The sequence below is a fragment of the Streptomyces sp. S186 genome (genome assembly GCF_051603415.1).
Lineage (GTDB): Bacteria > Actinomycetota > Actinomycetes > Streptomycetales > Streptomycetaceae > Streptomyces.
The window spans coordinates 6,966,248-6,985,064 of sequence record NZ_CP193932.1; the positions used below are offsets into that span (position 1 = coordinate 6,966,248).

Below are 18,817 nucleotides of genomic sequence, written 5' to 3' on the forward strand. Positions count from 1 at the left end.
GCGGAGCTATGGAGACCTTTCGGCAACGCCGCGAGAGTGCGTGCCAGGCGCCGCGACGCCGCGGAGATCCGTCAGAAGCGCCCTACCGGACGCCCGCGGGCCCCGCCGCGGCGCGCGGGGGAGCCGGCTCAGTGCTCCGGCCGGACCCGGAAGAGCACCGTGGCGTGCGGCGGGATGTTGCGGGCGATGATCGTCCGGTCGGTCCGGGCGCTGCGTCCGGTGACCAGGTCGCGCGCCACGTAGGAGTGGGCCGGCGGCAGTCCGGCGGCGCCCGCCGTGATGGACAGCGTGCGGGCCGTGCCGCCCCCGTTGAACAGCGCGATGGCCCGGTCGCCGTTGCGCAGCGGCTTGGTCAGCACCATCCCGTCGCCGTCCTGCTGCACGATGTGGCCCTGGACGCCCAGCGGGTCCTGGTCGACCGCGATCACGTCGCGGTTCCCCAGGATCGCCAGCGCCTCCGGCGACAGCCGGCCCAGGTCGGTGCTGGAGATGAGCGGCGCGGCCATCATCGCCCACAGCGACATCTGGCTCTGCATCTCGTTCCGGCCCAGCCCGGAGTCGCCCACCAGCAGGAAGTCCGGGTCGTTCCAGCGCCCGGGGCGCTGGAGGTCGGCGAGGTTGGCGTTGTAGCGGAAGTTGCCGTTGATGGATGCCCACTTCGCGGCCGGGGTGCTGGACTCCAGCGCGATGTCCGCCCCGCCCCGCCACAGGTTGCCCAGCTCCGCGGACCACCGGATGACCTTGTGCCAGACCGCGTCACCGGCGAACTGGAAGTAGGCCGGCGCGGAGACCGAGAAGACGATGTGCCGCCCGGTGGCCCGCAGCGCCCGGCTCTGCCGGGTGTAGAGGTCGTGGTATGCCCGCTCCTTGGTCTGCCCCTTGGGCACCGGGACGTTGCAGCCGTCCGCCTTGAGGTAGTCCACCCCCCAGCTCGCGAAGAGCTTGGCGTCCTGCTCGAAGTGCCCGTAGCTGCCCGGGTACTTGCCGCAGGTCAGCTTGCCGACGTCCTCGTAGATGCCGAACTTCAGTCCCATCCTGTGGAGTTCCCGCCCGAGGTACGCCATGCCGTGCGGGAACTTCGCGGTGTCGGCGACCAACTCGCCGTTGGCGCCGCGCTGCTTGGCCATCCAGCAGTCGTCGACGGTGACCGTGCGGTAGCCCTTGTGCGCCAGCCCGCTGCGGACCAGGGCCCGGGCGTTGTCCAGGACCACCTGCTCGTTGAGGCCGCCGCACTGGTAGTACGACCAGTTGTTCCAGCCCATCGGGGGCGTCGGGGTCAGGTTCGGGTACCCGGAGTCCGGTCTGGCGCCGGGCGCGCGGGATGTGGCGGCGGAGGCGGGGGCCGAGAGCACTCCCGCCGAGCAGGCGGTGACGGCGACGAGTCCGGCGAGGGTGCGGCCGATGCGGAATACCGACGGATGGGACACGGGTCACCTCACGTGGTGGGTGGGCCGGCCGGGAAGAACGGCCGAACAGGGCGGTTCCAGGGCGCGCACGGCCGGACGCTAGAAGTCATCTGATGACCGGTCAAGAAGCCGCACCGGCCGGAACAAACGATTCATTCAGCCGCCGCCGCGCGTTTCCTCCCTGGCGGCGGCCGAACCTCCGTGCTACCAAGAGGCATGCCGGAACGGACTTCCTACGACGTCGTCATCGTCGGCGGCGGGCACAACGGGCTGGTGGCCGCCGCGTACCTCGCCCGCGCCGGGCGCAGCGTGCTGGTGCTGGAGCGGCTGGACCGCACCGGCGGCGCCGCCGTCTCCACCCGCGCGTTCCCCGGGATCGACGCCCGGCTGTCCCGCTACTCCTACCTCGTCAGCCTGCTGCCGCCGAAGATCGTCCGGGACCTCGGCCTCCGCTTCGCGGTCCGCAAGCGCACCATCTCCTCCTACACCCCCGTCGTGCGCGCCGGCCGCCCCACCGGCCTGCTGGTCGGCGGCGGCACGGCCCGCACCCGCGCCTCCTTCGCCCGACTCACCGGCTCCGACCGGGAGTTCACCGCCTGGCAGGACTTCTACGGCGCCACCCGCCGGCTCGCCGAGCGGGTCTTCCCCACCCTCACCGCACCGCTCCCCACCCGCGCCTCCCTCCGCGCCCGGGTCGGCGACGACGCCACCTGGCACGCCCTCTTCGAGCGTCCCCTGGGTGAGCTGATCGAGGCGACCTTCCACGACGACCTGGTGCGCGGCGTGGTCCTCACCGACGGGCTGATCGGCACCTTCGCCACCGCCCACGACCCGACGCTGCGGCAGAACCGCTGCTTCCTCTACCACGTCATCGGCGGCGGAACCGGCGACTGGGACGTCCCCCTGGGCGGGATGGGCGCGCTGACCGACGCGCTCGCCGACGCCGCCCGCCGGGCCGGCGCCGAGATCGTCACCGGCTGCCCCGTCACCGCGCTGGCCACCGACGGCCGTACCGCGGAGGTCACCACCGCGGCCGGCGGCACGATCGGTGCCCGCCATGTGCTCGTCAACGCCGCGCCGCGGGAGCTGGCCCGGCTGCTCGGCGAGCCCGCGCCGCCGCCCGCCGAGGGCGCCCAGCTGAAGGTGAACATGCTGCTCACCCGGCTGCCCCGGCTCCGCGACCTGCACACCGACCCGCGCGAGGCGTTCTCCGGCACCTTCCACATCGCCGAGGGGTACGGCCAGTTGGAGACCGCCCACCGGGAGGCCGCGGCCGGCCGTCCACCCACCGCACCGCCCTCCGAGATCTACTGCCACTCCCTGACCGACCCCTCCATCCTGGGCGCCGACCTGGTCCGCCGGGGCTTCCACACCCTCACCCTCTTCGGACTGCACACCCCGGCCCGGCTGTTCGCCGCCGACCACGACGGCACCCGCGACCGGCTGCTGGCCGCCGCCCTCGCCCAGCTCGACGCGCACCTCGCCGAACCGCTCGCCGACTGCCTGGCCCGGGACGCCGACGGCCGCCCCTGCGTCGAGGCCCGTACCCCGCTCGACCTCGACCGCGAACTGGGCCTGCCCGGCGGCAACATCTTCCACCGCGAGCCGGCCTTCCCGTTCGCCGAGGACGCGGACGCCCTCACCACCGCCCCGGCCCGCTGGGGCGTCGCCACCGGCCACGCCAACGTCCTGCTGTGCGGCGCGGGCGCGCTGCGCGGCGGCGGGGTGAGCGGCATCCCCGGCCACAACGCGGCGATGGCGGTACTGGAGGAGCTGGGGGAGCTGGGGGAGTTGAGGGAACCGAGGGGACCGCGGGGACCTGCCGGAGCCGAACACGGCTGACCACAGGCGACCACAAGCGACCTGCTTTCTGACGTAGCATCAGAAAATCTCTTCCCTCGTGCGGCCCGCTGCGGCATCCTGCGCCCATGCAGACGGAGCTGAGCAACGCGCTGGGCATCGAGCACGCCGTCTTCGGGTTCACGCCCTTTCCCGCGGTGGCCGCGGCGATCACCCGGGCCGGCGGGCTCGGGGTGCTCGGCGCGGTCCGCTACACCGCCCCCGGCGAACTGGCCCGCGACCTCGACTGGATGCAGCAGCACACCGGCGGACTGCCCTACGGCCTCGACGTGGTGATGCCCGCCAAGAAGGTGGAGGGCGTCACCGAGGCCGACGTGGAGGCGATGATTCCGCCCGGCCACCGACAGTTCGTCGACGGGCTCCTGGCGAAGTACGACGTGCCGCCGCTCGCGCCGGGGGAGGCATCGGGCTGGCGGATCACCGGCTGGATGGAGCAGGTCGCCCGTAACCAGCTCGACGTCGCCTTCGACTACCCGGTCAAGCTGCTCGCCAACGCCCTCGGCTCCCCGCCCGCGGACGTGATCGCGCGCGCCCACGACCACGGCATACGGGTCGCCGCGCTGGCCGGCAGCCCGCGCCACGCGCTGCACCACAAGGCCGCCGGGATCGACATCGTCGTCGCCCAGGGATACGAGGCCGGCGGCCACACCGGCGAGATCGCCACCATGGTGCTCACCCCCGAAGTGGTGGCCGCCGTCGACCCGTTGCCGGTGCTCGCCGCCGGCGGCATCGGCACCGGCGAGCAGATCGCCGCCGGCCTCGCGCTGGGCGCCCAGGGCGTCTGGCTCGGCTCGATCTGGCTCACCACCGAGGAGGCCGACCTGCACTCCCGGCGGCTGACCGCGAAACTGCTCGCCGCCGGCCCCGGCGACACCGTCCGCTCCCGCGCCCTGACCGGCAAGCCCGCCCGCCAGCTCCGCACCGCCTGGACGGACGCCTGGGACGATCCCGACGGTCCCGGCACCCTCCCGATGCCGCTCCAGGGCCTGCTGGTCGCCGAGGCCAACTCCCGTATCCAGCGGCACGAGGTCGAGCCGCTGCTCGGCACCCCGGTCGGCCAGATCGTCGGCCGGATGACCACCGAACGCAGCGTCCAGGCCGTCTTCGACGACCTCACCCGCGGCTTCGAGCGGGCCATCGACCGGATCAACCGCATCGCCGGCCGCGCCTGACCGCCGCTCCCCGTGCTGCGACCGGCCCACCGCCACCGCCCGAGGAGGACCCGACCATGCCCGACACCCCCAACGGCTTCTGGGCGCAGGCCACCGCCGACCCCGGCCGGACGGTCCTGATCGCCCCGGACGGCGAGGAGTGGACCGCCGGCCGGCTGCACGCCGCCGCCAACCGGCTCGTCCACGGGCTGCGCGCGGCCGGCCTGGAACGCGGCGACGCCTTCGCCGTGGTGCTCCCCAACAGCGTGGAGTTCTTCACCGCCTACCTCGCCGCCTCCCAGGCCGGGTTCTACCTCGTCCCGGTCAACCACCACCTGGTCGGCCCGGAGATCGCCTGGATCGTCGCCGACTCCGGCGCCAAGGTGCTGATCGCCCACGAGCGGTTCGGCGACGCCGCCCGACAGGCGGCCGACGAGGCAGGACTGGCCGCCGAGCGGCGCTACGCCGTCGGCACCGTCGCCGGCTTCCGTCCCTACCCCCAACTCCTCGACGGACAGCCGGAGTCTGCGCCCGCCGACCGGACCCTGGGCTGGGTGATGAACTACACCTCCGGCACCACCGGCCGCCCCCGCGGCATCCGCCGCCCGCTGCCCGGCAAACCCCCCGAGGAGACCCACCTCGGCGGCTTCCTCGCCATCTTCGGCATCCGGCCGTTCGACGGCAACGTCCACCTGGTCTGCTCGCCGCTCTACCACACCGCTGTCCTGCAGTTCGCCGGCGCCTCCCTGCACATCGGCCACCGCGTCGTCCTGATGGACAAGTGGACGCCACAGGAGATGCTGCGCCTGATCGAGCGGCACCGGTGCACCCACACCCACATGGTCCCCACCCAGTTCCACCGCCTCCTCGCCCTCCCCGAGGAGGTCCGCGGCGGCTACGACGTCTCGTCGATGCGGCACGCCATCCACGGCGCCGCGCCCTGCCCCGACCACGTCAAACGCGCCATGATCGACTGGTGGGGCGGCTGCGTCGAGGAGTACTACGCGGCCAGCGAGGGCGGCGGTGCCTTCGCCACCGCCGAGGACTGGCTGAAGAAGCCCGGCACGGTCGGCCGCGCCTGGCCGATCAGCGAACTGGCGGTCTTCGACGACGACGGCAACCGGCTGCCGGCCGGTCAACTGGGCACCGTCTACCTGAAGATGGCCACCGGCGGCTTCGCCTACCACAAGGACGCGGACAAGACCCGGAAGAACCGCATCGGCGACTTCTTCACCGTCGGCGACCTCGGCTACCTCGACGAGGACGGCTACCTCTTCCTCCGCGACCGCAAGATCGACATGATCATCTCCGGCGGCGTCAACATCTACCCCGCCGAGATCGAGTCGGTGCTGCTCGCCCATCCGGCCGTCGCCGACGCCGCCGCCTTCGGCGTCCCGCACGACGACTGGGGCGAGGAGGTCAAGGCGGTCGTCGAACCCGCCGACGGCCACCGCGCCGGACCCGAACTGGCCGCCGAGATCCTCGACCACTGCGCCCACCGGCTCGCCGGCTACAAACGCCCCCGCTCCGTCGACTTCACCACCGCCCTGCCCCGCGACCCCAACGGCAAGCTCTACAAGCGGCGGCTGCGCGACCCGTATTGGGAGGGCCGGGAGCGCGCCGTGTGACCGCACGCGCCGTGCACCGGGGCCTAGGGCGCTGCTGACGGATCTCCGCGGCGTCGCGGTGCCTGGCACGCACTCCCCCACGCCTGAACGGCGCGGGGGGACCCCCTTGCGGCGTTGCCGAAACGTCTCCATAGCTCCGCTATGAAGACCTTCCGGCGCCTTGCGATCGGCTCGGCTTCCGGGGGAGTGGTTCAAAGAGCCGAGACGGAGCGAGCGCAGAGAGCGGAGTGCACCAGGCACCGCTCCTTCCTCCACGGAGATCCGTCAGCAGCGCCCTAGCCGCCGGACCCGCCCCGCTGCCGCGACCCGCCCGCGTCCACCGCCTTGACCGGCCCCCGGGCGCGCTCCAGGATCACCGCATGACGGATGCCACAGGCGCGGCGGGCGCGCGGAACAACACGGTCGACGGGATCCTGCGGCGCAGCGCGCGCCGGGTGCCGGAGCGGACGGCGGTCCGGTACGCGGACCGGAGCTGGAGCTACCGGGCGCTGGACGACGCGGTGACCGCCGCCGCGCGGGTGCTGCTGGCCGAGGGGCTGCGCCCCGGGGACCGGGTGGCGTCCTACGGACACAACTCCGACGCCTACCTGATCGGCTTCCTGGCCTGCGCCCGCGCCGGGCTGGTGCACGTCCCGGTCAACCACGGCCTGGCCGGTGAGGAACTGGCCTACCTGCTGGCGCAGTCCGGCAGCGCCCTGGTGCTCACCGACACCGCGCTGGCGGCCCGGCTGCCGGACGGCACCCGGGCGATGCCGCTGTACGGGGCGCCGGACGGGCTGCTGGAACGGCTGGTGGAACAGCCCGCGGAGCACCCGGCGGGGCAGCTGGCCGAGGCCGGCGGCCCGGCCGGTGCGGACGCGCCGCCCGAGGTGTCCGACGACGCCCTCGTCCAGCTGCTCTACACCTCCGGCACCACCGCGCTCCCCAAGGGCGCGATGATGACCCACCGGGCCCTGGTGCACGAGTACACCAGCGCGATCGTCGCCCTCGACCTGAAGGAGAGCGACCGTCCCGTCCACTCGCTGCCGCTCTACCACTCCGCACAGATGCATGTCTTCCTGCTGCCTTATCTGGCGGTGGGCGCGGAGAACACCATCCTGGACGGGCCCGACCCGGAGCGGATCTTCGCGCTGGTGGAAGCGGGCCGCGCGGACAGCCTGTTCGCCCCGCCCACGGTGTGGATCGCGCTCGCCAACCACCCCGGCTTCGCCGTCCGGGATCTCGGCGGGCTGCGCAAGGCGTACTACGGCGCCTCGATCATGCCGGTGCCCGTACTGGAGCGGCTCCGCGCCCGGCTGCCGCACCTGGCCTTCTACAACTGCTTCGGGCAGAGCGAGATCGGTCCGCTGGCCACCGTCCTCGGGCCGGACGAGCACGCGGGCCGGATGGACTCCTGCGGGCGGCCGGTGCTGTTCGTCGAGGCGCGGGTGGTGGACGAGGAGGGCCGGGAGGTGCCGGACGGCACCCGGGGCGAGATCGTCTACCGCTCGCCTCAGCTGTGCAGCGGCTACTGGGACAAGCCGGAGGAGACCGCGGAGGCGTTCCGGGACGGCTGGTTCCGCTCCGGGGACCTCGCCGTCCGGGACGCGCAGGGCTACTTCACGGTGGTCGACCGGGTCAAGGACGTCATCAACTCCGGTGGCGTGCTGGTCGCCTCGCGCCAGGTGGAGGACGTGCTCTACACGCATCCGCAGGTCGCCGAGGTCGCGGTCATCGGGCTGCCGGACGAGCGGTGGATCGAGGCGGTGACCGCGGTGGTGGTCCGGCGCACCGTCACCGCGGACCGGAGCGACGGGGCCGACGAGGGCGACGAGGCCGAGGGGAACGGTGTGGTGGGGGAGGCGGAGCTGATCGACGCGGCGCGGGCTCGGCTGGCGCCGTTCAAGGTGCCCAAGCGGGTGGTGTTCGTGGACGCGCTGCCGCGCAACGCCAGCGGAAAGGTCCTCAAGCGTGCGCTGCGCGAGCGGTTCGGCAGCGGTGGAGCGGCGCGCTGAGGGCGACTGTCAGTGCCCCCTGCCAAGCTGGGAAACGGCACTGACCAGGACGTGATCGGAGTACCTCATGCTGACGACCAACTTCGTCCCCGGCGCACCGAACTGGCTCGACCTCGGCGCCCCCGACGTCGACGCCGCCGCGGCGTTCTACTCCGCGGTGCTCGGCTGGACCTTCCAGTCGGCCGGCCCGGAAGCCGGCGGCTACGGCTTCTTCCAGCTCGACGGCAGGACGGTCGCCGCGGTCGGCCCATGCCAGGAGGAGGGCGCGAGCCCGGCCTGGACGCCGTACTTCCACACCGCGGACGCGGACGCCACCTGCAAGGCGGTGGAGCAGGCCGGCGGCCGGGTCCGGGTCCCGGCGATGGACGTCTTCACCGCCGGCCGGCTGGCCCAGCTCACCGACCCGACGGGCGCCGACTTCGCCGTCTGGCAGCCGGGCGACGTCCAGGGCCTGGACGCGGTCATGGAGCCCAACACCCTGTGCTGGACGGAGCTCTACACCACCGACGCCGCCGCGGCCAAGGAGTTCTACCGCGCCGTGTTCGGGTGGACCTACCGGGACATGTCGATGGACGGCGGCGTGATCTACAGCGTCGCCTCGGCGCCCGGCGCCGGAAGTGGGGACGACACCGCGCACGGCGGCATCCTGCAGCTTCAGCAGATGCATCTGGACGCCGGTTCGACGTCGGAGTGGCACCCGTACTTCGGCGTCACGGATGTCGACGCCCGGTACGACACCGCCACCGAGCACGGCGCCACGCCGCTCATCGCCCCGATGGACGTGTCCGGCGTCGGCCGGCTGGCGATGCTGACGGACCCGGCCGGCGCGCCCTTCGCACTGATCAAGGGGGACCCGACGATGCCCTGACGACGGGACGGCGGGAAGAGGGCAAAAGGGGAGGGCGGGCTCGGTGTCATCCGTCCCGGCGGGCGTCCACGATGCGTTTGAACTTCCCGACCGAGCGCTCCAGGGTCTCCGGATCGACGATCTCGACGTCGACGGTGACGCCGATGCCGTCCTTGACGCCGCGGGCGATCAGGCCGACGGCGGCCGCCCGGTCATCCGCCGTGGCGTCCGGCCGGGCCTCCGCGCGGACGGTCAGCTGGTCCAGCCGGCCCTCGCGGGTCAGCCGCAGCTGGAAGTGGGGGGCCACGCCCGGCGTCCGCAGCACGATCTCCTCGATCTGCGCGGGGAAGAGGTTGACCCCGCGCAGGATGATGAGGTCGTCGCTGCGCCCGGTGACCTTCTCCATCCGGCGGAAGGCCGGGCGGGCGGTGCCGGGCAGCAGCCGGGTCAGGTCCCTGGTGCGGTAGCGGACGACGGGCATGGCCTCCTTGGTCAGCGACGTGAGGACCAGCTCGCCGTGCGCACCGTCCGGCAGTACCTCCCCGGTGATCGGGTCGACCACCTCCGGGTAGAAGTGGTCCTCCCAGATGTGCAGTCCGTCCTTGGTCTCCACGCACTCCTGCGCCACGCCGGGGCCCATCACCTCCGACAGGCCGTAGATGTCCACCGCGTCGATGGCGAACCGCTCCTCGATCTCCCGGCGCATCTCCTGCGTCCAGGGCTCGGCGCCGAAGATGCCCACCTTCAGCGAGGTCGAGCGGGGATCGACGCCCTGCCGCTCGAACTCGTCGAGCAGGGTGAGCATGTAGGAGGGCGTGACCATGATGATCTCGGGGCGGAAGTCCTGGATGAGCTGTACCTGACGGCTGGTCATCCCGCCGGACGCCGGGACGACCGTGCAGCCGAGCCGCTCCGCGCCGTAGTGCGCGCCGAGGCCGCCGGTGAACAGCCCGTAGCCGTAGGAGACATGGACGGTGTGCCCGGGGCGGCCGCCGGCCGCGCGGATCGACCGGGCCACCAGGTCCGCCCAGTCCGAGAGGTCCCGCTCGGTGTAGCCGACGACCGTCGGCCGCCCGGTGGTGCCGCTGGAGGCGTGCAGCCGCCGCACCCGCTCTTTGGGGACGGCGAACATCCCGAACGGGTAGTGCGCCCGCAGGTCGTCCTTGACGGTGAACGGGAAGCGGGCCAGGTCCGCCGTCGAGCGGCAGTCCTCCGGCCGCACCCCGGCCCGGTCGAACGCCGCGCGGTAGAAGGGGACGTTCTCGTAGGCGTGCCGCAACGAGCGTTGCAGGCGGGTGAGTTGGAGCGCGTGCAGGGCGTCCGCCGAGAGCCGCTCGGCGTCGTCGCACCAGTCGGCCCCGCAGGCCCCGTCGATCGTCCCGCTGTCCGTCGCCGCTTCCGGCATGGATCTCACCGCCTCGTTTCCCTACCGATCATTCGGTAGCCACGTGCGGGTCCAAGTAATCAGCGCGCGGCGAACACGTCAAGGGGCGTGCCGCGGACGGCGCACGGGTAGCGTCGGACGCATGGGTGACGTACGGAAAGTGCAGGTCGGTGACGTCCAGCTGGCATACCGCGTATGGGGCGAGGCGGACGCGCCCCCGGCGGTGCTGCTGCACTGCCTCGGGGAGGACGGTGAGGACTGGCGCGGTGTGGTCGGCCGACTGGCCACCACACACCGGGTCTTCGCCCTCGACCAGCGCGGCCACGGCCGCAGCGACTGGCCGGGGGAGTACGGCTTCGAGCGCTGGCGCGACGACGTCATCGGCTTCGTCCAGGCGCTCGGCCTCGCCCCGGTCACGCTGATCGGCCACTCCCTGGGGGCCACCGCCGCCCTGCTGCTGGCCGCCCACCGCCCTGACCTGGTCGCGCGGCTGATCGCGGAGGAGCCGGCCCCGCCGGTTCCCGCCGACCCGCCGCAGCAGGTCCCCGAGCCGCCGCCCGGCCCCCCGCTCTTCGACTGGCGGGCCAAACTCGCCGCCGTGGCCGAGCGGAACGCCCCCGCCCCGCACTGGCGCGCCGCCCTGCCCGGTATCACCGCCCCGACCCTCGTCATCGCCGGCGGCCCCACCAGCCACATCCCCCAGCACCACCTCGCCGAACTGGCCGACGCCATCCCCGCCGCCCGGCTGGTCACCGTCGAGGACGCCGGGCATCTCGTCCACGAGGAGCGGCCGGGCGCGTACCTGGCTGCGGTGACCTCGTTCCTGGCGGGCAGCGAGTGAGCGCGCAGGTGACGACTTTCCTCCGCCGTGTGCTGCTCGCCGGAACCGCGGCCGCGGTGCTGTTCGCCGGGGCCGGGGGCGCCGTCGCGGCGCCCGCCGCCGGGGACGTGCGGCCGGCCGCCGGGCCGGTCAGTCCCGTGCCCGCGCCGGCCGGGCAGCTCCGGCCGCTCGCCGCGCTCTCCGCCGACCGGCTGGCCACCGCCGACCTCGTGGCCGCGGCGAAGTGGGGAACCGGCAGCCCGATCGACGACCCGGCCCGGGAGCGCGAGGTGCTGGCCGCGGTGGCCGCCCAGGCCCGGCAGTTGGGCGCCGACCCGGAGACGACGGTGCGGATCTTCCGGGACCAGATCGAGGCGAGCAAGCTCGTCCAGCGCGGGCTGCACCGCCGCTGGGCGGCGGACCCCGCGCAGGCGCCCACCAGCCGACCGGACCTCACCCGGGTCCGCGCGGAGATCAACCGGATCAACGGGGAACTGGTCCGGGCCGTCGCCGCGTCCCCACAGGCCCGTACGGCGCCGGGCTGCGTGCCTCGGCTGACGGTGTCCGCGCTCCGAGTGGGGCACGAGCGGCATCTGGACCTGCTGCACGCGGCGGGGCTCGCCCGGTCGCTGCGGTCGGTCTGCGGCAGGGGATAGGGCGTGTCCGACGGGTCAGGGCCGGGGCGGGCAACGTGCGCGCCCTTCCTGGCCACCGCCCTGTTAGCAGGGTGTCAGCGGAGCGGCAGCCCGGCAATAGTGGCCCCGGGCAGAGTGGGTGACGTACCGAGGAGACACCGACACAGCCCGTCCTGGGGGACCCGACATGAGCTCCAGCACCACCGTCCGCACCGCTCGTCGCCGCGCCCTGCGGGTGGCCGCCGCGGCCCTGACCGCCGCCGCCGCCCTCGGCCTGACCGCCTGCTCCGGTTCGGACGCCACCGGCGCGCAGCCCGCGGGACACCCGGCCGCCGCCGAGTCCGGTGGCGCGGGTCCCGCCGCCGCGGCGCAGGGCTCCGCGTCCCGGGCGGACTCCGGTACGAAGGGCGACGCCAAGGCGGCCGTCGCGGGCAAGCGGTCGGACGGCTCGCACGACGCCACGACCGCGGCGGCATCCCCGGCCCGCACCCAGACCCTGCCGGACGGCAGCAAGGCCGAGATCCACCGGCTCGGTGCCCAGCACTACCGCGCCGAGATCGTCAGCCGCGGCGCGGTCCTGGCCACGCTGGAGACACAGGGGGCCGACGCCGGGCTCGACGCCAACGACATGTTCGTCGTGCTCACGTTGGACGGCCGGGTCCACTCCTGGACGGGCGGCGGACACCAGGGTCCGGGCACCTTCAAGGTCGCGGGCGGCTGGACCGTCAAGGTCAGCAAGCTCGGCGAACTGCACTACCGCGCGGACATCATCGGCAACGAGGGCTCGGTGGACGGCACCCTGGAGACGAAGGGGCACGACGCCGGGGGCGTCGCCAACGGCGTGCACATGGTGCTCAGCAGCCGCGGCGTGCTCAGCGCCCACGCGTGAACGCCCGCCGGGCCGCGTGCCGGCCTGCGCCGTCCCGGCTCACGCCTCCCGTTCTCCCGCCGCCACCGCCTTCGCCCAGCGGTAGTCCGCCTTGCCGCTGGGCGACCGCTGGATGCGGTCGGTGAAGACGACCTGGCGCGGCACCTTGTAGCCGGCCAGACGGGACCGGCAGTGCGTCTGGAGCGCGGCGAGGTCCAACGGACCGGCGTCCGGGCGGAGTTGGACGACGGCGGCGACCCGGCTGCCCCAGCGGTCGTCGGGCACGCCGGCCACCAGCGCGTCATAGACGTCCGGATGCGCCTTCAGGGCCTGCTCGACCTCCTCCGGGTAGATCTTCTCCCCGCCGGAGTTGATGCACTGCGAGCCGCGGCCCAGCACGGTGACGATGCCGTCCGCGCCGACGGTGGCCATGTCGCCGAGCAGCACCCACCGGTCGCCGTCCGCCTCGAAGAACGTCTCGGCGGTCTTCACCGGGTCGTTGTGGTAGCCGAGCGGGACATGGCCGCGCAGTGCCAGCCGGCCCGGCTCGCCGGCCGCGGCCGGGCGCCGGGTGGCTGGATCCACCACCGCGATACGGGAGTTGACCTGGAGGCGGAAGCCTCGGGCCGGGCCTGCGTCGTCCGTGGCGGTGCCGTTGAATCCGGACTCCGAGGAGCCGAAGTTGTTCAGCAGCAGGGCGTTCGGCACCAGCGCCCCGAACTGGGCGCGAACGGTGTCGGAGAGCACCGCCCCGGAGCTGCTGACGCTGAAGAGGGACGAGCAGTCGGTCCCCTTGAGCGGGCCGGCCAGCGCGTCCACCAGCGGCCGCAGCATCGCGTCGCCCACCAGGGAGACGCTGGTGACCCGCTCCCGCTCGATGGTGCGCAGCACCTCCTCCGGCACGAACTTGCGGTGCACGACGACCTTCTGGCCGAAGTGGAAGGCGATGAACGCGGTGAGCATCGAGGTGCCGTGCATCAGCGGCGGCGTCGGGAAGAACACCAGGCCCTCGCCGCCGGCCGCGACCCGTTCGGCCAGTTCCCGCGGGCGGCCGACCGGTTCGCCGGTGGGGGCTCCGCCGCCCATCCCGGCGAAGAAGAGGTCCTCGTGGCGCCACACCACGCCCTTGGGCATGCCGGTGGTTCCGCCGGTGTAGATGACGATCCGGTCGTCGGCGGAGCGCGGCCCGAAGCCGCGGTCGGGGGAGCCGGCCGCCGCGGCCTCCGCCAGCGGCACCGGCGCGAGCGACGGCTCGGCGGCGCCGGCGGGCGGTGCGCCGACCCGTATCAGGTGCCGCAGCCTCGGCACGCGCGGCAGCGCCCCGGCGACCCGGTCGGTGAACTCCGCGTCGAAGACCAGCGCCACCAGGCCGGCGTCCCGGTAGAGGTAGACCAACTCCTCCTCCACGTAGCGGTAGTTGACGTTGACCGGGACGGCGCGGATCTTCAGGCAGGCGTAGACGGACTGGAGGTACTCGACGCCGTTGTAGAGGTGCAGTCCGACGTGGTCGCCGGGGCCGATGCCCTGGTCGGCAAGGTGGTGGGCCAGCCCGTTGGCGGCCCGGTCCAGCTCCGCGTAGGACAGCCGCCGCTCCGCGCCGGTGCCCGGATGGTCGAGGTGCACCAGCGCCTCGCGGCCGGGGACGGTGTCGACGATCGACTCGAAGAGGTCGGCGAGGTTGTACTCCATGGCTCCTCCAGACCGTGCGGGCGCCGGCTCGGGCCTGTCCGATGGGTCATTAGAGCGCCGCCGCGGAACGCAGGGAAGGGGGCCCGGACAAGAAAACTGACTGTGCGTCAGAAAAGCCTTGAACTCGCCGTGCAGCTACTGCAACCTGTTCTACGTCGTGAGACGGGAGGACGGAATGGGCGGGACCGAAGACGCCGCGACCGCACCGGCTCGGCCGGAGGACGCGGCCACCGAACACCTCACCGTGACGCGCACCGGCGCGACACTGGTGCTCACCCTCAACCGGCCGGCGGCGAAGAACGCGCTGTCGCTGCCGATGCTCGTCGGCCTCCACGACGGCTGGCTCGCCGCCGACGCCGACGACGGCATCCGGTCGATCGTGCTGACCGGCGCCGGCGGCTCCTTCTGCGCCGGCATGGACCTCAAGGCACTGGCCGGCGGCGGCATGGCCGGCGACGCGTACCGGGACCGGCTGCGGGCCGACCCCGATCTGCACTGGAAGGCGATGCTGCGCCACCACCGCCCGCGCAAACCGGTGATCGCCGCCGTCGAGGGCCACTGCGTCGCCGGCGGCACCGAGATCCTCCAGGGCACCGACATCCGGGTCGCCGGCGAGAGTGCCACTTTCGGGCTCTACGAGGTCCGGCGCGGGCTGTTCCCGATCGGCGGCTCCACCGTCCGGCTGGCCCGCCAGATCCCCCGTACCCACGCCCTGGAGATGCTGCTCACCGGCCGCCCCTACCCGGCGCCCGAGGCCGCCCGGATCGGCCTGATCGGTCATGTCGTCCCCGACGGCACCGCGCTGGAGGCGGCTCTGGAGATCGCCGAACGGATCAACGCCTGCGGCCCGCTCGCCGTCGAGGCGGTCAAGGCGTCCGTCTACGAGACCGCCGCAATGACCGAGGCCGACGGGCTCGCCGCCGAACTCGCCCGCGGCTGGCCGGTCTTCGACACCGCCGACGCCAAGGAGGGCTCCCGCGCCTTCGCGGAGAAGCGCCCACCGGTGTTCCGGCGCTCCTAGGGCCGGTCCGACGGGGCATGGCCGGGGTCGACGCCCCCGGGCAGACCCCAGGCCGGTCCGGCCCTGGACGCGCCGGAAGGCTCACCCCACCCGACCGAGGAGTCCCCCATGTCAGAGGTCCTCACCGCGCCGCTCGTCGTGGAATTCCCCTTCACCCGCTCGCTCGGCCCGGTCCAGAGCGCCTTCCTCACCGGACTGCGCGAACGCACCGTCCTCGGGGTCCGGGCCCGCGACGGCCGGGTGGTGGTGCCGCCCGTCGAGTACGACCCGGTCACCGCCGACGAACTGCGCGACCTGGTCGAGGTCGCCCCGGCCGGCACCGTCACCACCTGGGCCTGGAACCCGTCCCCGCGCCGCGGCCAGCCGCTGGCCACGCCGTTCGCCTGGGTCCTGGTGCGGCTCGACGGCGCCGACACCGCCCTGCTGCACGCCCTCGACGCGCCCGGCCCGGACACGGTGCGCACCGGCATGCGCGTCCAGATCCGCTGGGCCGCCGAACGCACCGGCGCCATCGGGGACATCGCCTGCTTCGAGCCGGCGGAGGAGACGGCGGGCGGGGCGGTGGACGGGGCGGCGGGGGTACCTAGGGGGGAGGCGAACGGATCCCGTAGGGGTGGCGCGGGCCCCCTGCGGGGCCACAACGGGGACGGGCGGGGGGATATTCCCGCGGGAACCGGCCGGCGCCAAGCAGAGCCGCACAGCGGCGAGTTCCCACGCCCACACACCAGCGAGTTCGCCGATCCGATCACCGGGATCACCGCGCCCGCCCGGCTCGACTACACCTACGCCCCCGGCCGCACCCAGTCCCGTTACCTCCGGGGACTCGCCGAGCGGCGGACCCTCGGCGAGCGCTGTCCGGCCTGCTGCAAGGTGTACGTCCCGCCCCGTGGCGCCTGCCCCACCTGCGGGGTGGCCACCGCCGAGCAGGTCGAGGTCGGCCCCCGCGGCACCGTCACCACCTTCTGCATCGTCAACATCAAGGCCCGCAACCTCGACATCGAGGTGCCCTACGTCTACGCCCATATCGCCCTGGACGGCGCCGATCTGGCGCTGCACGCCCGGATCGGCGGCATCCCCTACGACCAGGTGCGCATGGGGCTGCGGGTGGAGCCCGTCTGGGCCGAGGGCGCACGGTACCCCGACCACTACCGCCCCACCGGCGAGCCCGACGCCGACTACGACAGCTACAAGGAGCTGATCTGATGTCCGAGCCAGTGCGCGGCCCGGTGCGCGAGGTCGCCATCGTCGCCTTCGGGCAGAGCGAGCACGTCCCGGACAGCGCCGAGACCTCCGAGGTCGAGATGCTGATGCCGGTACTGCACGACGTCCTCGCCCAGACCGGCCTGAAGGCCAAGGACATCGGCTTCACCTGCTCCGGCTCCTCCGACTACCTCGCCGGCCGCGCCTTCTCCTTCACCATGGCCCTGGACGGCGTCGGGGCCTGGCCGCCGATCTCCGAGTCCCATGTCGAGATGGACGGCGCCTGGGCGCTGTACGAAGCCTGGGTCAAGCTCCTCACCGGCGAGGCCGACACCGCGCTGGTCTACGCGTACGGCAAGTCCTCGCCCGGCGACCTCCGCGAGGTCCTCACCCGCCAGCTCGACCCGTACTACGTCGCCCCGCTCTGGCCCGACTCCGTGGCGCTCGCCGCCCTCCAGGCCCAGGCCCTGCTCGACGCCGGCCTCACCGACGCCCGTGAACTGGCCGGGATCGGTGCCCGCAGCCGGGGCGGCGCGGACACCGGCCCCGGCCGGCAGGTCGTCGGACCGCTGCGCACCGGCGACTGCCCGCCGGTCGTCGACGGCGCCGCCGCGGTGATCCTCGCCGCCGGCGACACCGCCCGCCGCCTCACCGACCGCCCCGCCTGGATCCGCGGCCTGGACCACCGCATCGAGGCGCACGGCCTGGGCGTCCGCGACCTGACGGACTCGCCCTCGACCCGGCTCGCCGCCGAACGCGCCGGGGCCTTCGACGCGCCCGCCGACCTCGCCGAACTGCACGCCCCGTTCACCTCCCAGGAGGTCGTACTGCGCCGTGCGCTGCGCCTCGACGCACCCGGCTGCACGGTCCGCGTCAACCCGTCCGGCGGCGCGCTGGCCGCCAACCCCGTGATGGCCGCCGGGCTGATCCGCCTCGGCGAGGCCGCCGCCGCCATCCGGCGCGGCGACGCGCACCGCGCCCTGGCGCACGCCACCTCGGGGCCGTGCCTGCAGCAGAACCTGGTCGCCGTCCTTGAGGGGGAGCGATGAGCAACACAGCGACCGCGAAGGAGCCGGTGGCCGTCGTCGGCATCGGCCAGACCAAGCACGTCGCCGCCCGGCGCGACGTCTCGATCGCCGGACTCGTCCGCGAGGCGGCCCAACGCGCCCTGGAAGACGCAGAGTTGACCTGGAGCGACATCGACGCGGTCGTCATCGGCAAGGCCCCCGACTTCTTCGAGGGCGTGATGATGCCGGAGCTGTACCTCGCCGACGCGCTGGGCGCCGTCGGCAAACCGATGCTGCGGGTGCACACCGCCGGCTCGGTCGGCGGCTCCACCGCCCTGGTCGCGGCCAACCTCGTCGCCGCCCGGGTGCACGGCACCGTCCTCACCCTCGCCTTCGAGAAGCAGTCCGAGTCCAACGCGATGTGGGGCCTGTCCCTGCCGGTCCCCTTCCAGCAGCCGCTGCTGGCCGGCGCCGGCGGCTTCTTCGCCCCGCACGTCCGCGCCTACATACGGCGCACCGGCGCCCCCGACACCATCGGCTCCCTCGTCGCCTACAAGGACCGCCGCAACGCCCTGAAGAACCCCTACGCCCACCTCCACGAGCACGGCCTCACCCTGGAGAAGGTCCAGTCCTCGCCGATGCTCTGGGACCCGATCCGCTACTCCGAGACCTGCCCCTCCTCCGACGGCGCCTGCGCCATGGTCCTCACCGACCGGGCCGGCGCCGCCCGCGCCCCGCACCCGCCGGCCTGGGTGCACGGCGGGGCGATGCGCAGCGAACCGACCCTCTTCGCCGGCAAGGACTTCGTCTCCCCGCAGGCGGGCAAGGAGTGTGCGGCCGACGTCTACCGCCAGGCCGGGATCACCGATCCGCGCCGCCAGATCGACGCCGTCGAGATGTACGTCCCGTTCTCCTGGTACGAGCCGATGTGGCTGGAGAATCTCGGCTTCGCCGCGGAGGGCGAGGGCTGGAAGCTCACCGAGTCCGGGGTCACCGAACTCGACGGCGACCTGCCCGTCAACCCCTCCGGTGGGGTGCTCTCCACCAACCCCATCGGCGCCTCCGGAATGATCCGCTTCGCCGAGGCCGCCCTCCAGGTGCGCGGCCGGGCCGGCGAGCACCAAGTGGACGGTGCCCGGCTGGCGTTGGGGCACGCCTACGGCGGCGGCGCGCAGTTCTTCTCGATGTGGCTGGTGGGCTCCGAGGCCCCCGCCGGCTGACGCCCCGGCGCCCGCCGGACGTCCTCTGTCCGTCCCCGGGCCCAGTCGTTACCCTGGCCACGGACGACGAGCGGGAGGAGCGGATAC

General features: G+C 73.6%; 15 protein-coding genes. 12 read left to right on the forward strand and 3 right to left on the reverse strand.

Annotated elements, in window-relative coordinates; genetic code table 11:
- Positions 1-128 precede the first annotated feature (128 nt).
- Positions 129-1,427 (reverse strand): glycoside hydrolase family 27 protein, encoded by a 1,299-nt coding sequence (locus ACRAS8_RS30050; protein ID WP_438489121.1) that lies wholly within the window; start codon positions 1,425-1,427, stop codon positions 129-131.
- Between the two features lie 195 nt (positions 1,428-1,622).
- On the opposite strand from ACRAS8_RS30050, the gene ACRAS8_RS30055 reads away from it, so the two are divergent.
- The 5 genes from ACRAS8_RS30055 (at position 1,623) to ACRAS8_RS30075 (ending at position 8,907) form a co-directional block, all read left to right on the forward strand.
- A complete protein-coding gene (locus ACRAS8_RS30055) occupies positions 1,623-3,248 on the forward strand; it encodes a phytoene desaturase family protein (RefSeq protein WP_438489122.1) in 1,626 nt (541 codons plus the stop codon).
- An 86-nt stretch (positions 3,249-3,334) separates the two neighbouring features.
- On the forward strand, positions 3,335-4,438 hold the full coding sequence (locus ACRAS8_RS30060; RefSeq protein WP_438489123.1) for an NAD(P)H-dependent flavin oxidoreductase: 1,104 nt from the start codon (positions 3,335-3,337) through the stop codon (positions 4,436-4,438).
- A 56-nt stretch (positions 4,439-4,494) separates the two neighbouring features.
- Positions 4,495-6,045, forward strand: coding sequence for an acyl-CoA synthetase (locus tag ACRAS8_RS30065; RefSeq protein ID WP_438489124.1), 1,551 nt, complete (start codon positions 4,495-4,497; stop codon positions 6,043-6,045).
- 359 nt (positions 6,046-6,404) lie between these two features.
- Positions 6,405-8,039: a fatty acyl-CoA synthetase gene (locus ACRAS8_RS30070; RefSeq protein ID WP_438489125.1), complete on the forward strand. Its 1,635-nt coding sequence runs from the start codon at positions 6,405-6,407 to the stop codon at positions 8,037-8,039.
- Positions 8,040-8,106: 67 nt separating this feature from the next.
- Entirely contained in the window at positions 8,107-8,907 is an 801-nt protein-coding gene (locus ACRAS8_RS30075; RefSeq protein ID WP_438489126.1) for a VOC family protein, read from the forward strand.
- A gap of 46 nt (positions 8,908-8,953) precedes the next feature.
- On the opposite strand, the gene paaK is transcribed toward ACRAS8_RS30075, so the two are convergent.
- Positions 8,954-10,291 (reverse strand): phenylacetate--CoA ligase PaaK, encoded by a 1,338-nt coding sequence (paaK, locus tag ACRAS8_RS30080; protein ID WP_438490639.1) that lies wholly within the window; start codon positions 10,289-10,291, stop codon positions 8,954-8,956.
- Between the two features lie 121 nt (positions 10,292-10,412).
- Here paaK and ACRAS8_RS30085 point away from each other — a divergent pair, with 121 nt between their 5' ends.
- The 3 genes from ACRAS8_RS30085 to ACRAS8_RS30095 all read left to right on the forward strand — a co-directional run bounded on the left by ACRAS8_RS30085 (position 10,413) and on the right by ACRAS8_RS30095 (position 12,614).
- Positions 10,413-11,111, forward strand: coding sequence for an alpha/beta fold hydrolase (locus ACRAS8_RS30085; RefSeq protein WP_438489127.1), 699 nt, complete (start codon positions 10,413-10,415; stop codon positions 11,109-11,111).
- Between the two features lie 8 nt (positions 11,112-11,119).
- Positions 11,120-11,746, forward strand: a complete 627-nt coding sequence (gene aroQ / locus ACRAS8_RS30090; protein WP_438489128.1) for a gamma subclass chorismate mutase AroQ — start codon at positions 11,120-11,122, stop codon at positions 11,744-11,746.
- 166 nt (positions 11,747-11,912) lie between these two features.
- The gene (locus ACRAS8_RS30095; RefSeq protein WP_438489129.1) at positions 11,913-12,614 is read left to right on the forward strand and encodes a hypothetical protein; all 702 of its coding nucleotides are present in this window, start codon (positions 11,913-11,915) and stop codon (positions 12,612-12,614) included.
- A gap of 39 nt (positions 12,615-12,653) precedes the next feature.
- On the opposite strand, the gene ACRAS8_RS30100 is transcribed toward ACRAS8_RS30095, so the two are convergent.
- Positions 12,654-14,282 (reverse strand): acyl-CoA synthetase, encoded by a 1,629-nt coding sequence (locus tag ACRAS8_RS30100; protein ID WP_438489130.1) that lies wholly within the window; start codon positions 14,280-14,282, stop codon positions 12,654-12,656.
- 175 nt (positions 14,283-14,457) lie between these two features.
- Here ACRAS8_RS30100 and ACRAS8_RS30105 point away from each other — a divergent pair, with 175 nt between their 5' ends.
- The 4 genes from ACRAS8_RS30105 to ACRAS8_RS30120 all read left to right on the forward strand — a co-directional run bounded on the left by ACRAS8_RS30105 (position 14,458) and on the right by ACRAS8_RS30120 (position 18,730).
- Complete coding sequence (locus ACRAS8_RS30105; RefSeq protein WP_438489131.1) at positions 14,458-15,303, forward strand: crotonase/enoyl-CoA hydratase family protein; 846 nt, start codon at positions 14,458-14,460, stop codon at positions 15,301-15,303.
- A 108-nt stretch (positions 15,304-15,411) separates the two neighbouring features.
- On the forward strand, positions 15,412-16,506 hold the full coding sequence (locus ACRAS8_RS30110; protein WP_438489132.1) for a Zn-ribbon domain-containing OB-fold protein: 1,095 nt from the start codon (positions 15,412-15,414) through the stop codon (positions 16,504-16,506).
- A complete protein-coding gene (locus ACRAS8_RS30115; protein WP_438489133.1) occupies positions 16,506-17,552 on the forward strand; it encodes a thiolase domain-containing protein in 1,047 nt (348 codons plus the stop codon). Before ACRAS8_RS30110 ends, ACRAS8_RS30115 begins: the two co-directional genes overlap by 1 nt.
- Positions 17,549-18,730 carry a thiolase domain-containing protein gene (locus ACRAS8_RS30120; RefSeq protein ID WP_438489134.1) on the forward strand — a complete coding sequence of 394 codons (1,182 nt, stop codon included), beginning with the start codon at positions 17,549-17,551 and terminating at the stop codon, positions 18,728-18,730. Before ACRAS8_RS30115 ends, ACRAS8_RS30120 begins: the two co-directional genes overlap by 4 nt.
- Positions 18,731-18,817: the final 87 nt, after the last annotated feature.

Bases quoted from the DNA above. Each gene is read 5' to 3' on its own strand.
- ACRAS8_RS30075 (WP_438489126.1), top strand. From the start codon at position 8,107: ATGCTGACGACCAACTTCGTCCCCGGCGCACCGAACTGGCTCGACCTC.
- ACRAS8_RS30115 (WP_438489133.1), top strand. From the start codon at position 16,506: ATGTCCGAGCCAGTGCGCGGCCCGGTGCGCGAGGTCGCCATCGTCGCC.
- ACRAS8_RS30100 (WP_438489130.1), bottom strand. From the start codon at position 14,282: ATGGAGTACAACCTCGCCGACCTCTTCGAGTCGATCGTCGACACCGTC.
- ACRAS8_RS30120 (WP_438489134.1), top strand. From the start codon at position 17,549: ATGAGCAACACAGCGACCGCGAAGGAGCCGGTGGCCGTCGTCGGCATC.
- ACRAS8_RS30110 (WP_438489132.1), top strand. From the start codon at position 15,412: ATGTCAGAGGTCCTCACCGCGCCGCTCGTCGTGGAATTCCCCTTCACC.
- ACRAS8_RS30095 (WP_438489129.1), top strand. From the start codon at position 11,913: ATGAGCTCCAGCACCACCGTCCGCACCGCTCGTCGCCGCGCCCTGCGG.
- ACRAS8_RS30070 (WP_438489125.1), top strand. From the start codon at position 6,405: ATGACGGATGCCACAGGCGCGGCGGGCGCGCGGAACAACACGGTCGAC.
- paaK (WP_438490639.1), bottom strand. From the start codon at position 10,291: ATGCCGGAAGCGGCGACGGACAGCGGGACGATCGACGGGGCCTGCGGG.
- ACRAS8_RS30060 (WP_438489123.1), top strand. From the start codon at position 3,335: ATGCAGACGGAGCTGAGCAACGCGCTGGGCATCGAGCACGCCGTCTTC.
- ACRAS8_RS30055 (WP_438489122.1), top strand. From the start codon at position 1,623: ATGCCGGAACGGACTTCCTACGACGTCGTCATCGTCGGCGGCGGGCAC.
- ACRAS8_RS30065 (WP_438489124.1), top strand. From the start codon at position 4,495: ATGCCCGACACCCCCAACGGCTTCTGGGCGCAGGCCACCGCCGACCCC.
- ACRAS8_RS30105 (WP_438489131.1), top strand. From the start codon at position 14,458: ATGGGCGGGACCGAAGACGCCGCGACCGCACCGGCTCGGCCGGAGGAC.
- ACRAS8_RS30085 (WP_438489127.1), top strand. From the start codon at position 10,413: ATGGGTGACGTACGGAAAGTGCAGGTCGGTGACGTCCAGCTGGCATAC.